The organism is Bradyrhizobium sp. S3.12.5 (genome assembly GCF_040548225.1).
GTDB classification, from domain to species: Bacteria; Pseudomonadota; Alphaproteobacteria; order Rhizobiales; family Xanthobacteraceae; genus Bradyrhizobium; species Bradyrhizobium cytisi.
Map to the genome: position 1 here is coordinate 42102 of NZ_JBEPRF010000023.1, position 13878 is coordinate 55979.

Below are 13878 nucleotides of genomic sequence, written 5' to 3' on the forward strand. Positions count from 1 at the left end.
TGACGAGCGAGTGTGATTGAGCAATGGGGGCGGGCCCGCACAACAGTTCTATGCTGCTGACGCGCAGTCCCCCTCACCGCTGCAACTCTCGTTGGATTGAGAGCCATATCGGCCCTATCCACGTGGCGCCCAGCTCAGAATCCGTCGGTCAGAGCGAAAGGTCCCGTTAGCGCCCAAAACTCCATTCAACGCTGCCAGAAACCGCCCGTTCACCTGTTTGCCGAGTTCGCGCTCGAGCGAAGGTGCCCACGGTACCAGCTGGAAGCCGGGACCATTGGCGAAGCGCCCGAGGCCAGCGACGACCGCCGCCGGTTGATCCCCGAAACCTGCTCGCCTGCTTCAGCAGGCAAATGCGCGAGACCTGTCTCGTATGGCGTGGGCGGCCATGAGTCGTGACGTCTTCAGACCGGCGTCGCGGACTTCGACCACCTGCGACGCAGCCCAGATCAGAACGTCTGCGTCCCAGATGGTTGTCATGCCATGTTCCGGCACGGCTTCCACGGGGATCGTGATGGTTTAACCGAAAATCGATCTGTATAATGCGCTTTGACTTCGCCGGCGAGAAGCACGGGTAGGCGATCAAGATCGAGTTGGTCGCGCTCTGAGTCGCGCTGTTTGCGTGAGGACGAGTTGCCGCCCGACATAGGTCAGCGCCGCTCTTTGCCTGCATACGGGATGGGTGTGTGCCGTTTGGCCGGCAACACCGATCCTGCGCCGGGATCGCTGGTCGACGTCTTGGCTCCGCGATCCACCCACGCTTTGAGATCCCCGGGGCGCATAGACGACACAACCACCCAGCTTGCGGTAGATCGGCCCCGTGCCGTATGTGCGGTGCTTTTCCAACGTGCGACCGGAGAGGCCGAGAAAGCGCGCAGCTTCGGGTGTACGCAGGTATCGCGGCGGCAAGCCGGCGTTCGGATCGGGCATCTTCGGGCCTCCGTGACCGTGTAGCGCACAACCGAGTTTGGTCGCGCATCGCCGGTCTCGATGGCAAAGTAGAAGCGCTTAGGGGGATGCCGAAGATAGGCGGATGATTTTCGGCACCCCTGCGCTATTCCTTGCTAGATTTTGAACGAAGCAATGCGCGATAGCCGCCGTGCACCAGGCGGATGGTTCGGCTGCGGAGGTCGTGAGTCTTCCAGCCATGTTCAGTGACGCGTTTTCGGCCAAACAGCACCTCGGCGATGATGCGATAGGAGGCGCCATCCATCTGTCCATCCAGGGCTCGCAGCGCCAGCGCCAACCTTTCCCGCTGCTGTGGCGAAAGCTGATGATAGGGAGGTCCCGGCGCGCGGCCATTTATGGCACGCCACAGCCGATGTGCGGCATAAGTGCGAATTTTGAAATCCGTACCGAACGGCAGTTCGGCGGAATAGGGAGCCCCTACCTGCGGAGGCTGCTTCAGCCAAAGGTGATGTCGCCCCCCGAATGTGCAGTACGGCGTGCCAACCATCCGCGGCGCGTTTGATAGTGCCCGATGGAAGGTCAGCAAGCGGCAGCGTCGCTCCCATGACCTGCGAGGTGGACGCGTTCCGCACGATGGGCACCACGCTCGGCAACGCCTCGGGTGCCCAGAAGATGGTTTGTTCAAAGAAGGACCCTTGCGGGTCATGAGGGAAAGCAGACCCCCCATCTCGTTCGGAATTCAGCGCTCTCCTCCCCGCCCTTCGCGCGAACCTCCCGATAGGCGAGCTGGTACCTGGGACTTCGTCTGAGCGATTCCCAAGCAAAATCCACCCTGTCGCCTGATTTGATTGCGCGCTGATACGGCTTCGGTGAGCGCCAGTCGAACTCCGACACGCAACTGATCCCCAAAGACATTGCGGCGCAATCTATGAGAGCCTGCGGCTAAGACCAGTCAGTAATTTCGTATCGCCTGATGCGTACGAACGATCACATGGTGGGAGAGAGAAACCTATCCTCGATCTCAGACTTCAGACAGCGGAGACATGCTATTGGGCGAGCCCGCCGCGGAGCAAGTGGCGGTAACCGTGGTCGGCCATCCAATTTGCTCGTGCCAGGTGAGTATCAAATTCATTCCGGGCGCGCGCTGGTTCACGATCTGGATCGATACGCAACACGATCCGAGCTACTTCCTTCCAATCGGCGCCCTCGACCGCGGCATCAAGGAGGCGCCAATACGTCACTAGATGCTGCTCGTCGTAGATCGTAAGCACTGGATCGTCCGGAGCCGAGTCGGCGACGTCAGGATCGATCGGCGGGTTTTGCATTGTTGGTACCATCAATTGGTCGATCTTACTCGTTTCTTGCAACCATCGCCACATACGCGCCACAATGTCGGTAACCGCAGCATAGAATTCTCCAGGAGGATCCAGTCAGACGGCTCGCGCCGGCAGTAGCGAGCGAGGCGCACGATGACTCACCCGCCGCCGTTTGTCGAAAATACTCCGTGGTGAAATACACTGCAAGGCGATGCCTTCTCGGGTATGAACATCCGAGAGGTGCTGGCGCTAAACTTGAGAAAGCTCAGGCAGGTGAAGGACCTGTCACAAGAGGAATTGGCGCATCGCGCGGATATCGACAGAACTTACATTAGCGCGCTCGAGCGAAGCCTTTATGCCGCTAGTATCGACGTGGTTGACAACCTGGCCCAAGGTCTGGGGGTCGAGGCAGCGGATCTTCTAAAGCGGCCTGCCCTTTCGGGAAATAAACGGAAGGCTCGAAGGCCGATTCGGCCCTCAAGCAAGCTACTCTAGCGGCTGGCTCTCGACCACGCCCTTCGTGGGCATGAGGCCTGATCTCGACCGAATCGGCCGCGCGTCATGCACTTCCTCGAAGGAGCCTTCCCGCCCGAATTTCTGGAAAACGGACACGAGCCGAGTACGTTGACTTGCCGGAAAGGTATGCAGTTGGGTGCGACAAGCAACTCCGGAACGCTCTCGCCGCCAACGATCTTGGAGCACTTCGAGCAACCTGAACTCGACAACGTCCAGTGGATGAGCAAAGAACGAAGGCAAGCGAGGCAGCTCCTTGACCTCCCCGACGAACTGATGTGCAACGTCGGATGTCCAACCTTGTTGGGGTGGACGTCAAAATGGCACTCTATACAGTCGCCGTCGCCTTCAACCCTTGACTCCGATCGAATGGCCAAGCTTTTTGTGGCGTTCTTGCGGCCAGGTGGCGGCAAGGGCCGACCAAAGGACAAGCGAATTGAGGCGACGCAATGAGGTTGCGGCGCCTTCGTGCTTGAATTCTCAAGAAGCAACAGCAGACTAGCTATCGTATCCCAAATGAACACACCTGCCTGACAAACCGCGGCGGCGCATGCCCATCCGGCAGCGCGAGCGTTCAGCCTACCTTGCTCCTTCAGCGCCTCGGGTACGGCCCGCTGCCGTCCCAATTCGTGTCTGCAGTAAGATTGGGGATCTGGACAGTCGCCGATTTGGCCCAATTGATCGACGCCAAGCATGTGAAAGCCACCGTGCCCACCGACAGCAGAAACTTCAGAAAGCTAGCCCAGTTCATCCGCTCTTCAGCACCACCGATGACCATGCGAATGGTTGATAGTCCATCACGGAGTTTTTGCAAGATGGTAGGTGCTGACATCGACCGAAATCTATTTTCGACTGAATGCGCGACGCGCTCGCGCAAAGTCGACATGTGCTCGGGGTGGGAGCCCCGTCGACCCGAGATACACGCTCCATCGATCAATTGGCAACAACGATGCAGCTTCGCTGCCGGCAGAAAACACGTCCCCGTGAGATCACGCGAGCAAGCGCAACTCTTTTACGTTTGTTCGGTACGTTACGTACGCAAGTTCTTCTTCTAATGCGAGGTCGATTGAATTACATCACTGCGAGAAGGAATACCGTTCGAGCCACCTCATCGATCTGCAAAGGCAGCATTCGAAATCATCAATCTAGGTTTTCGAATCTGATTCGGCCGAGATCCGCCGAGTGATCGGCGGTACCTTCCGGCAGCCTCGCTGCCGCTGCCCCAAGTGGGCATTTCCTCCCTTGACTTGGCCGCCGGTCTTTCCAGATCGGCGGCCCTTTATCGCGTCAGGTCCAAAGGTTCGCCGAGATGGACGGCCGGACCGCACCGCCGTGACAACCGATCTGCAAGTCATCCGCCATCTATCGATACACATGGCTGGAGCTCCTTTCCGAAGCTCAGCTTTCCGTCGAGCTAACAGCACAGTTACACCGATTTGCCGTCCCGGGCATCGAGGGCTCCACAGTCTCCTGGGAAGACGGCGTCAACTAACTCAGGAGTAATGTGAATGACCTACCGCGCGCCGATCTCTGACATGCTGCTGTCGCTCAACAATGGCGCGGGCCTGAAGGCCGCGATGAAGGCCGGCCATTACAGCGATTCGCGCCGACATCGTTGCCGCGGTGCTGGAGGAGGCCGGCAAGTTCGCAACCGACGTGCTGGCGCCGCTAGACGCGAGAAGCGAGTAGCTTGATCCGCGATCTTGCGCAGCTCGCCAACAATGCTGGCTGCCTTTTCATGATTCCCGACTGGATCGTCTGTACTGGCTGCCGAAGCTCGGTGACAACGTTGTCAGCCAGTCCAAGCGTGAGTGTCTCGGGGCCAGCGCGGCCGTCATAGTTGCCGAGACACTGTGACGCGAATTGGCTGCGTCGGGGCCATCGCCTCCAGCCGGACCGGGGATCCGGCCGTTGGCGACTTCGGGACGTGAATGTGGTCCGCAAATTCGGCGAATACCCCAGGATCTGAGCGCGCTCTGAAGAAGCGCGCCCGCTAGGAAGCCTTCGCCCGCGCTCGTTCTCGGGCTGCGCGCCGCCGTTCACGGCGGTCGCGCCTGCGCCGGGCACTCTCGACCGGCAATTGCAAAGGCACCGTCGATGAATTGGGTTGATCGCGCGTGATGTCTCTGGTTGCCGCGTCCGCAGTGGCAGGGCGTGCTTCCATGAGTGCCAACACGGCACGTCCCTTCTCGGTGATGCGCCAGCCCCCGTTCAGGCGCTCGACCATGCCTTGGGAAAAGATATCCAGATCCGGCACACGCGAAGCCAGGCGTTTGGTACGCTCGCTCCAGTCGCGGCCACTGGTGGCAAGGATCGCCATATCGCGCTTGAGGTCGGCCATCACGGCGAACCCGTCGGGATAGCTCACCAGTATCTTCAGGACGGTGACCTGAAAATTCACCCCCGCCTCTCGCGACTACCGCCACATGGCTGGAGCGTCGGAAAGGGTTTCTCGGCCGGCCTGCTTGAGAACGTCCGGCGAAGTCTCGCCTCTGGTGACGCACTCGAGAATCTTGGTGGCGACAAGGGTGCGGGCGCCGGTCTCATGGCGGGTGACGTTCACACAGACCTCGTCGAGGACCGCGCGCAATAGTGCGGTGGTAGCGGCGTCGAACATGGGGACCCCCACAGGAAAGGCTTATTTTAGGGCAATTGCTTCGCCATCGGATTCAAGAGTATTAAAGATCGTGCGGAAAGATGGACAGCTTACATTCCCTGCTGGCCTTTGCAACGGCTCAGCGCACGGCTCAGCGCATGCGAATGGGCTGCCAGAAGGGATCAAGGTCTATGGTCCGCCGGCCAGCAGCGAGCATGGGACCGATTCTATGCGCCGCGCCCCGAAGACGGCCCCGGCATGGCCGCTTAGCGCGGACGGATGAAAAGCCCTCACGGCAAGAACGTCTACAAACGCCGGCCGCCGGGCGAATGCATGAACGCCGGCTTCCGCAACTGGGGCCTGCGCCAGTTCACGGTTCGAGGTCGCGAAAAAGCACTTACAGTGCTGCGCTGGTTTGCCCTCGCCAACAACGTTCTCGCCGGACACAGGCTTCTGGCCCAAGCCGCATGACCAGACCCCGCGAGCCTTGAGGGCTATCGCCTGATCGCCGTCGCCCTATCGCACCAAATGCCCCTAGGGTTACACAAGCTCTCAGCTCGGAGATGGAGGCTATCAACCTGCATCTGTGAGACTTCGCGGCCACGGGTCTCGGGATCGGTGAACCGCAGTCAATGATCTTGATGGCGCAGGAGGGTCTGGACAAAGGAGATGGTGTGCGCGTGCATGTGGTGGCAAGCCGAATGGGTGTCGACAGTTTGTCTCCACTCAGTCGAAGCTCTTGGGGGAAAGAGGCCTGGTACGCCGCAAACGTTCGGCGGCCGATGCCAGCGTCGTTCAACTGTCGGTCTCCAGCACGGCGAGTAAGCGGCTCGCCATTCTTTGCGCAGAGCAGGACGCCATGGACCGCTTCGTAGTTGGCGCCTTCGATGATTGCGTACTTGTGGAATTGAGGAGCATACTCTGCGTGCTCAAGAAGCGCCTGAAGAAAGCTAGTTTGAGAGCTCGCCTGGACGACTGACGCGAGATGACCAGCGTTTACTGTACGGCCGATTGTAGCGAATGTCGGTCCAGCGGCCGGACTTGGAGCCTCCGCGGAAACCGTCGTGGACCGAGCGCGGGTATGCTACGGGAGCATATCAATTACATTGCATCGCCGGGAGCGGCGCCGCACTCGGCACGAAAACGCTGGTCGGATCGCGCCAGGTCTGCGTATGCAAAGATCCAGAGATGAGTGCTGCCGGCATGGTACCGTCGGTAGAGGGACAAAATGGTGCTGCGTCTTCCAATACGAGCGCAAGAAAACAGCTAAAAGGAATGACTTGAACAAAGGAAGCGCCGGGAGAGGCTGCTCTTCCAGCGAACTTCTTTCAGAAGATCAGCAATCGGTCGAGAAATCTATCACCGAGCTTGTAACGCCGCTGTGAAATGCTTCACAGACAAGAAATTGCGTCGAGCGGATAGTTCACGTCAGGAGACGAAAGTCTCATGGCCGCATGGTCCAAGAAGGCTTTGATAGAAGCAGTTGCCCTCCAGGCCAATGGTGGACATTCGCGACGTCAAGCCAATGCGGGTGGTAAGCGCAGGCTTTTGCGAGGCTCAGAAGATCGAGCATTCACAGTCGAGATTCTTGAAAACACAGGCGAACGCGAGACTCCTGACACGAAGTGAGATAAGCTCAACCATGGGTAGCCGAGGGGATTTCCATGCATCGCAAACCATTGCTGGTTGTTTTGAGTCTGATTATCGCCACAGCTTTCGGCCTGTATGCGACATATCAATCTCGCTATCTCGTCGACGAGCACAATCACGCACAGCTCGTATCGCTGCAACAAACCGCGAATGGACTGGACGCCTTGGAGCAAGGGGGTCAAAAAGCGATCGCGGTTGCGCTGGACACCGCCCTGTTTCGAAACATTGGCGATCAGCTTGTCGGACAAAACGTTATCCTGAGCCACCCCTCTCTCCCAGGGGAGATATTGACCGTAGCAGTCGATCGATTGACCTTCTCGCCGCAGATGGGCCGACTGGATGGAAGCCTTGGGCTTACTATAAAGAGTGACAAGAGGCTGGTGTCGGCAGCCCTTGCCGTCGAGTTCGTGCTGTATTTTTCCGGGGTGAGCCAGGCTTCGCCGGCAACAACAGACCGACCCGCTGTTTTTGCTGCAGAGTTCAAGCTGCTTCCAGTTTCTATCGACCCGGCAATTTCATTTGGTTTTCTCAATCTGGTAGGCAGGGGTTTTGTCAGCGATATAATTACCGGCAACGTCGTGAGTGGGCTATCCGAAAGATTGACCCTTTCGGCTCCGTATCAACTGCAACTAAGATATACCCTGGACGAGAACAGAACCTTCGAACAGAAGTTCGGGGATGACAACAAGGGGACCTTGAAATACCGGGTCACTCATGAGCCGATCTCGGTCGAGCGCTGGGTTCACATCATTGCACCCATTTTCTCCATTCATGGAGTTCTACTCGCCGCAACATTGGACGAAAGCGTCGCTAAGCCGTTTGACGTCAAACCGTCGGGCTACGACACCAGTCCGGCAACGCTTGAGCAGCAACTGAGCGGACGCATGGCCAGCACCGAGAAATACTACTCGGGAAAGCAGCTGACGATCAGCATCAGCAAAGGTGCCGTCGGCACCCTCACCGACGGAATTTCCGGCGCACTTCGAAAGCTGTCGCTATCGTTGGCAAGCACGGAAGTCTCCGGCCGCTTCGTTGACAAACATTGGTCCGACAGGGTCTTGGGAGATGGGGGCTTTTACGCCGAAGCGGCAGGGGGAGATCGCGTTAACGGCTCGGTCAGCGTACCGTCTGCAACTTTCAACTACGTGCCCGGCAAGGGTCTGGAAGGAAGCTTGGGCCTTTCGATCAGCGTCGACGCGGCCATTCACGTTCACGTAGATCCACTGATTGGCGGGGGCGTAGGAACAACGGTCGGCCTCAAAGGATCGACAAATCCCAACGTCAGCGCTCGGATAGCGTTCTCTACCTTCAGTTCTGAAGGAAAGGACATCGCGCTTCTAGCTCCCGTGCTGAACTGTACAGCCGTCGATTTGAAGGTCGAGACGGACGGGACGTTCAAATCCGACTTCGGCTGGACCAAGGTCCCCTCGATCGGTGTTATCACCGGTGAGCTGATTGGCGCCGATCCATCCGATCCTGCAATACTGTCCGGAATTCCTGTCGTCATTCCGGTCATAGCGAAGACCGATGTCAATGTCTCACCAGCGTCGGCTGATCAGATCGTGGTCAGGGAGGGGCTGTACTTCACGGCCGAGGCCACAAGGCTGACCCTGGAAGCGGCAAACAGCGGCTACATATTGGGTAGCGATTTCGTGCTGCAAGCAAGCAACCATGCACCGGATCCGAAAGAGATGGATGAACGGGTTCAGCGCTTGGCGGCAGCCGCCAAAGACTTCTGGCGCAAAGCGATGAAACCGAACTGCCCCGAAAAGCCTTCGTTGCGTGTGCTCGTGGGCAATCTCGAGTTCGGACCCAACAACGAGATCATCAAATTTATAAGGAACGCCTGGAACGACATTACCAAGGGGCCCGGGAAGGACAACGAAGTAGTGAAGTTGCTGGACAGAATAAATGGAGCGGCGAAAGACTACGACGATGCGACGAAGAAGCTGGCTGGAGAGATAGGCGATGCGGCGAAGAATGCATTCCCGAGAAACAATGATGTCGGGCGCGCGGCAGGTGAAGTCGCGAAGTCCGTAACCAAAGCAGTTACGAACCCCGGAGGAGCCGTCATCGATCTCGGAAAACAAATTCTGTGCGGGTTTTGCTAGCCGCAGCGTCAGTTCAAGGAAACGGGAGACTTGGATGGGAAGCACCCTGCCCGTCTCGCCACCGCACCGGATTCCTGGCTCCGCGGGGCGTTCTGTGGACGCCATTATGTCTGAAAGCTCTCGCATGTGCGTCATGCAGCGTGACCAAGGAGGCTAGTGTGCTTTCCTACCTTACCGCAGAAAACAGCTTTATCCGATCGTACGGCAACCGCAGCCTGCTCCTGCTACTCCTGTGCGCTTTCACAAGAACTGGCGAAAGCGTAGCCAAGGCTTCGATCATCGGCGTATCCGTGGATATCAACCCCGCGGTCATTGCGGCGTTCGGGCCAGTTCTGGGCCTCCTCATAACGGCATCCCTGAAGCTCGAGGCGGATAGTCTCATCACGGCGCGCGAGGCGGTGTTGGGCGAAGTAGGTAGATCAAAGCCCGCCTTTAGAACGAGCGTGTGGCTCTACCTGCTCATGCTGGTGCCCACTGGTTGCACAGCATTTCTGGCACTGCAATTCCTGTTGAAGCTTGTCCCGGATAACCCGGGGTGCCCAGAGTGGAATTGGTGGCGACAACTGACCGACTTCTCCCGCGTCGGAGGGACGCCATCGGTATACTGCATCGGCGATCTGACAAAGGGAACACCTTGGACCTATCCGCCGATCGAAACCTGGCTGTTGCTGGCATGCGTCCTAGGTTCTGCGTACCTGACATACACTGTCATCCAAGACTGGCCCATGTATCGAGGCAGGTGACTGATCATTTCTACGCAGTTTGCGGGCGGTCATCTCACTCAATTCGGTTGTGATATTACCCGCCGCGGTGGTTCGCCTCAGCTGAAATAAGTCACTCCGCAATGCGGATTCTCTCGTCGTGACCCAGATCCTCGAGCTGCCGCTCATGGCTCTCCGCATACTTCTTGACCAAAGCTTCACTGGGCTTGCGCAGGAAGTCGCTCGCGATTTGGCGTGATTTCGAGGACGCCTTGTGACAGCGATCCGACATGGGCCTTCAATCGGTTGCTGCCGGTCGATTCGTTCTGCACCAGGCTCGCGTAATTGAGGGCCGCGCCGCAGATCGTACCGGTGACGAGGGCCCGGAAATCCCGAGCAACGTCATCTGGTCTGGCAATCCAATGCGGAGCCTCGTAAGCCCGCCGATCCTGGTCGCAGTTCGGCGCATTTCACACTTTTGTTGATTCGTGCCCGGGCACAGTGCTGGTCAGCGCTGCGGTTGCATATCGAGCTGAGCCGAACGGTCGTCGATCTACTGCGTTCGATCGATGATGATCGGCTAGCTGATCCGGATCGACGAAATGCTGAATTCGCACTGTACGTTACGTACAGTGCGACGCGTTCCTGCTCGCTGGTCTCGCTCTTGACTCTCGAGCAATCCGTATGGCTCCATCAGCAAACCCCGATGGAGGAACCATGCAGATTCCGACCGCGCGTCAAGACGACGCGAGTGAAAAGACGCTCGGACCGCGGCGAGCACGCAACAAGAATGATCGGCCTTGGACCGCAGTCGAAAGGCACAAACTGAGAGGGTTGATCGATCGAGAAATGCAGGCAAGCGCGATTGCCCGAACTCTCAGGCGACCGCTGGCTTCGGTCACGGTGTGGCACTTTGTGCAGGCGGTTTCGACTACTCGCAGAAGGGCGAAGCACGCAATTTCATTTGCTGCAGCGCTATTTTGCATGAAGGTTCGACAGGAGCGTCCTGGTCGCCTGAGATGGTCGGCCTATGCGCCCGTCATAGCGTTCAGCGAGTTCTAGAAGCCTCTCTCTGATGAACGGGTCCGCCTTGTCCGCCAAATCGCGAATGATTCGGGCCCGGTCCTTCAAAAAACTGTTCGTCGACGACGATACCCACTCCGCCGGTTCAACTTTTCGAGTGCGACCAGTCGGCCACTCCTCTGGGCGGACTACGGAGCCGGGAAGGATAGGATCACGTTGTCTATCAATCGAGTCGAGCCAACGTAGGCTGCCCCACATAGCGCCGATGTGAGCCGCAAAGGGCTCGCCGCGCGCTCGAGCGTGTGACAATCAACAAGCTCGAGGTATTGCAGTCGATCGACATTATTCAACTGCTCCTTGGCGATCTCAATCAGCTTTTCCACGTTGCGCTCCCCTGAACGAAACTCGTCCGCTGCCGCGAACAGCCCACGGCTGATGGCAAGGGCCCGCCGGCGTTCTTCCCCACCGAGATAACGATTGCGACTGCTCATTGCGAGTCCGTCCGGTTCGCGGACGGTCGGTACGTCGACGATCTCGATCGGCAGGTTCAGATCAAGGGCCATGCGGCGCACGACCGCGCACTGCTGAAAATCCTTTTGTCCGAAGAACGCAGCGTCGGGCTGCACCATGTTGAACAGCTTGCAGACGACAGTCGCGACGCCTCGAAAATGTCCAGGCCTGAACGACCCGCACAATGGTTTTGCGAGACCGCCCGGTTCGACGAAGGTCTCAGAGCCGGCCGGATAGATCTCGCGTGCGTCCGGCGCGAAGACGATCGCAACGCCAGCATTACGGCACAGCTGTTCATCACGAGGGAAATCGCGCGGATAGGCGCTGAGATCCTCACTCGGCCCGAACTGAGTGGGATTGACGAAGATGCTTACGACCGTGATGTCGCTTCGCGCCCGGCTCGCCGCGACCAGCGCCAAGTGGCCCTCGTGAAGGTACCCCATCGTCGGCACGAATCCGACGCGTTTGCCCGCCTCGCGAGCCTGTACAAGAGCGTGACGCAACTCGGCGATCGTGGTGATTGTCTGCATTTCGCGCTTTACATCAGGTTGATTTGGAAGGCGCCCACTTTGCGATCTCATCGGCGAGACCTTCGGGAAGTCGATACGACTCGTTTGGCGCCGGGAAAGCACCCTTGCGGACATCGTCGGCCCAGCGCGACAGCGCCTCCTGCAAGAGCTGGAAGCCAGTCAAATACGTACGAACGAATTTTGGGCGATTACCCTCGGTCAAGCCCAACACGTCATGGAATACTAGCACTTGTCCCGAGCAGCTGGGCCCCGCTCCGATCCCGATCGTCGGTATGTTCAGCGATTCGGTCGCGCGTGCGGCCAGCTCGGCCGGAATGCCTTCCAGGACAAGAGCAAAGCAGCCGGCCTCTTGGAGACGGTGCGCATCATCGAGCAGGCGCAGAGCGTCATCGGCTTTCCGGCCCTGCACCTTGAATCCGCCCATGACATTGACGCTTTGGGGGGTGAGACCGAGATGACCCATGACGGGAATCTCGCAATCCACCAGGGCACGTACCATTTCGACACGTTTGGCACCACCTTCAAGTTTGACGGCATCGGCGCCACGCTGCACCAAACCGCCGGCGTTCCGGATCGTTTCCTCCGGGCTGAGGTGAAAGCTGAGGAACGGCATGTCGGCTATTAGCAAAGAGTGAGGCCTTGTGCGCGCAACTGCCTCCAAATGATGATTCATCATGGTCATGCTGACCGGCAGCGTATTGTCGAATCCGAGGCAGACGTTGCCGACGCTATCCCCGACCAGGACGATGTCGACGATGGGGTCGGCGATACGTGCCGAAACCGCATCGTAAGCGGTGGTCATGACGATCGTGCGTCCCTCTCCCCTCCAGCGCTGGAGAACGGGAATCGTGACACGTTCGACAGGCCGCTCCGAAATGTAGCTCATCTTGGTTCCCGATCCTCAGTCATCCGCATCCCTGCAGTCAGCGCTTCCTAGAAACGGCGACAGGAAGCAGTCAATAGTGAGTGCAAGGAAAGATATTCATTTCTCCCGTTCACGGACGGACGCATCGAAACTTCCAATGACCGCGCGATCATCAAACAGGATTTTCCAAGCCGCCCTTCGGGTGCGGAGAGGTGGCGCTGCTCCAGCGCGCACGTCTCCAATCTACTTATGCCAAGGAGGCCTCCGAGCCTTGGACAACTCGCTGGGCCGTGCAGCTGTCTCGCCCCAAAAGCTCAAGGCCGCCGCCCCGATCTCGAACCAGCACGAAGCCGCAGTCAGCAGCGACGCATGTCCAAGAGCACCGAAATTCTTGAATTCACGCGCCGACTCCGCGCCCGCAAGGAACGGCGCGCCTGCAAAGAATGGAAAGGCGGAGTGGTCGCGTCTATAGCAATCGTAGCCACAATATTCCTTCCGCGTTACCACATCTCGCAGGTAACCTGGACCCAAGGACCGCGAACATTCGCTGCAGGTTCGGTCACGGCGCGGAATCCTTTGATTTACGACAACAAACTTCATTGCGTGAATCCGTCTGAGCCTGTTGGTCCGAATCCCAATCGCGGCATCGGATAGTCTGGTTTTGTATTGTTGTTACGGATGGACGGCGCTGCAACGAAGCCATCCGAAAAACGTTCAGGCATGATGCTTGACGCGCTTGCCTGCAAGCTGTGCCTGGGGCTCGGTGGCATGGACCAAGCCGCGCGCAAAGCGAAGCCATTGATGATCGGCATCGCGACGCGCGTTAAACCGGTTGACGCATTTCTTGGAGCAAAGCGCCGTTCGCCACGAGTAATGGCGGATCAGACCGAATTTCCCGCCACATACCGCACAGCATTTCACTGAACCGCCGTGCAAGCTATGAGAGCTGTTTCGCATTCTCGCCTCCTATGGCCATGATGTGGTTCGCTTCCTGCTTTTCTTCCGCGTAGCACGCACCCCTGGACGATCGCCGGGCCGAGACCTCGAGGCTGATGTGTCTCTTGCTGACGCAGCAGCGCTCTCCATCCGCACACTATGTTCATAGCGTCGTCGGCGCGGTGATGGCATGCTGAGAAGTTTCACGCGACCTCCTCGCG

12 protein-coding genes and 3 pseudogenes are annotated in these 13878 nt (G+C 58.5%); 6 read left to right on the forward strand and 9 right to left on the reverse strand.

Annotated features, from left to right (window positions below; genetic code table 11):
• Positions 1-365: 365 nt before the first annotated feature.
• The 5 genes and pseudogenes from ABIC09_RS28840 to ABIC09_RS28860 form a co-directional block, all read right to left on the reverse strand.
• Positions 366-644, reverse strand: a pseudogene (locus ABIC09_RS28840) (replication initiator protein A); the annotation flags it as partial.
• A gap of 3 nt (positions 645-647) precedes the next feature.
• Positions 648-927 (reverse strand): annotated as a pseudogene (locus ABIC09_RS28845) (helix-turn-helix transcriptional regulator).
• Between the two features lie 124 nt (positions 928-1051).
• Entirely contained in the window at positions 1052-1492 is a 441-nt protein-coding gene (locus ABIC09_RS28850; RefSeq protein WP_354111362.1) for a DUF2285 domain-containing protein, read from the reverse strand.
• Between the two features lie 116 nt (positions 1493-1608).
• Positions 1609-1821 carry a transcriptional regulator domain-containing protein gene (locus ABIC09_RS28855; protein WP_354111363.1) on the reverse strand — a complete coding sequence of 71 codons (213 nt, stop codon included), beginning with the start codon at positions 1819-1821 and terminating at the stop codon, positions 1609-1611.
• 131 nt (positions 1822-1952) lie between these two features.
• The gene (locus ABIC09_RS28860) at positions 1953-2231 is read right to left on the reverse strand and encodes a DNA -binding domain-containing protein (RefSeq protein ID WP_354111364.1); all 279 of its coding nucleotides are present in this window, start codon (positions 2229-2231) and stop codon (positions 1953-1955) included.
• Between the two features lie 216 nt (positions 2232-2447).
• Between ABIC09_RS28860 and ABIC09_RS28865 the strand changes: the two genes are divergently transcribed.
• Together ABIC09_RS28865 and ABIC09_RS28870 are read left to right on the forward strand one after the other, a co-directional pair.
• A complete protein-coding gene (locus ABIC09_RS28865; RefSeq protein ID WP_354111365.1) occupies positions 2448-2717 on the forward strand; it encodes a helix-turn-helix domain-containing protein in 270 nt (89 codons plus the stop codon).
• Positions 2718-4243: 1526 nt separating this feature from the next.
• Positions 4244-4429, forward strand: a complete 186-nt coding sequence (locus ABIC09_RS28870; RefSeq protein ID WP_354111431.1) for a hypothetical protein — start codon at positions 4244-4246, stop codon at positions 4427-4429.
• A 299-nt stretch (positions 4430-4728) separates the two neighbouring features.
• Here the strand turns inward: ABIC09_RS28870 and ABIC09_RS28875 are convergent, their stop codons facing one another.
• Together ABIC09_RS28875 and ABIC09_RS28880 are read right to left on the reverse strand one after the other, a co-directional pair.
• The gene (locus ABIC09_RS28875; protein WP_354111366.1) at positions 4729-5136 is read right to left on the reverse strand and encodes a hypothetical protein; all 408 of its coding nucleotides are present in this window, start codon (positions 5134-5136) and stop codon (positions 4729-4731) included.
• A gap of 15 nt (positions 5137-5151) precedes the next feature.
• Entirely contained in the window at positions 5152-5352 is a 201-nt protein-coding gene (locus ABIC09_RS28880; RefSeq protein WP_354111367.1) for a hypothetical protein, read from the reverse strand.
• Between the two features lie 141 nt (positions 5353-5493).
• Here ABIC09_RS28880 and ABIC09_RS28885 point away from each other — a divergent pair.
• The 3 genes and pseudogenes from ABIC09_RS28885 to ABIC09_RS28895 form a co-directional block, all read left to right on the forward strand.
• Positions 5494-5802: pseudogene (locus ABIC09_RS28885) on the forward strand (IS5/IS1182 family transposase); the annotation flags it as partial.
• Between the two features lie 1193 nt (positions 5803-6995).
• Complete coding sequence (locus tag ABIC09_RS28890) at positions 6996-9092, forward strand: hypothetical protein (protein WP_354111368.1); 2097 nt, start codon at positions 6996-6998, stop codon at positions 9090-9092.
• A gap of 158 nt (positions 9093-9250) precedes the next feature.
• Positions 9251-9835, forward strand: a complete 585-nt coding sequence (locus ABIC09_RS28895) for a hypothetical protein (RefSeq protein WP_354111369.1) — start codon at positions 9251-9253, stop codon at positions 9833-9835.
• A gap of 1169 nt (positions 9836-11004) precedes the next feature.
• Here the strand turns inward: ABIC09_RS28895 and panC are convergent.
• Both panC and panB read right to left on the reverse strand, forming a co-directional pair.
• Entirely contained in the window at positions 11005-11856 is an 852-nt protein-coding gene (gene panC, locus ABIC09_RS28900) for a pantoate--beta-alanine ligase (protein WP_354111370.1), read from the reverse strand.
• A gap of 13 nt (positions 11857-11869) precedes the next feature.
• Positions 11870-12742, reverse strand: coding sequence for a 3-methyl-2-oxobutanoate hydroxymethyltransferase (gene panB / locus ABIC09_RS28905; RefSeq protein ID WP_354111371.1), 873 nt, complete (start codon positions 12740-12742; stop codon positions 11870-11872).
• A gap of 657 nt (positions 12743-13399) precedes the next feature.
• On the opposite strand from panB, the gene ABIC09_RS28910 reads away from it, so the two are divergent.
• Positions 13400-13645 (forward strand): hypothetical protein, encoded by a 246-nt coding sequence (locus ABIC09_RS28910; protein WP_354111372.1) that lies wholly within the window; start codon positions 13400-13402, stop codon positions 13643-13645.
• Positions 13646-13878 lie beyond the last annotated feature (233 nt).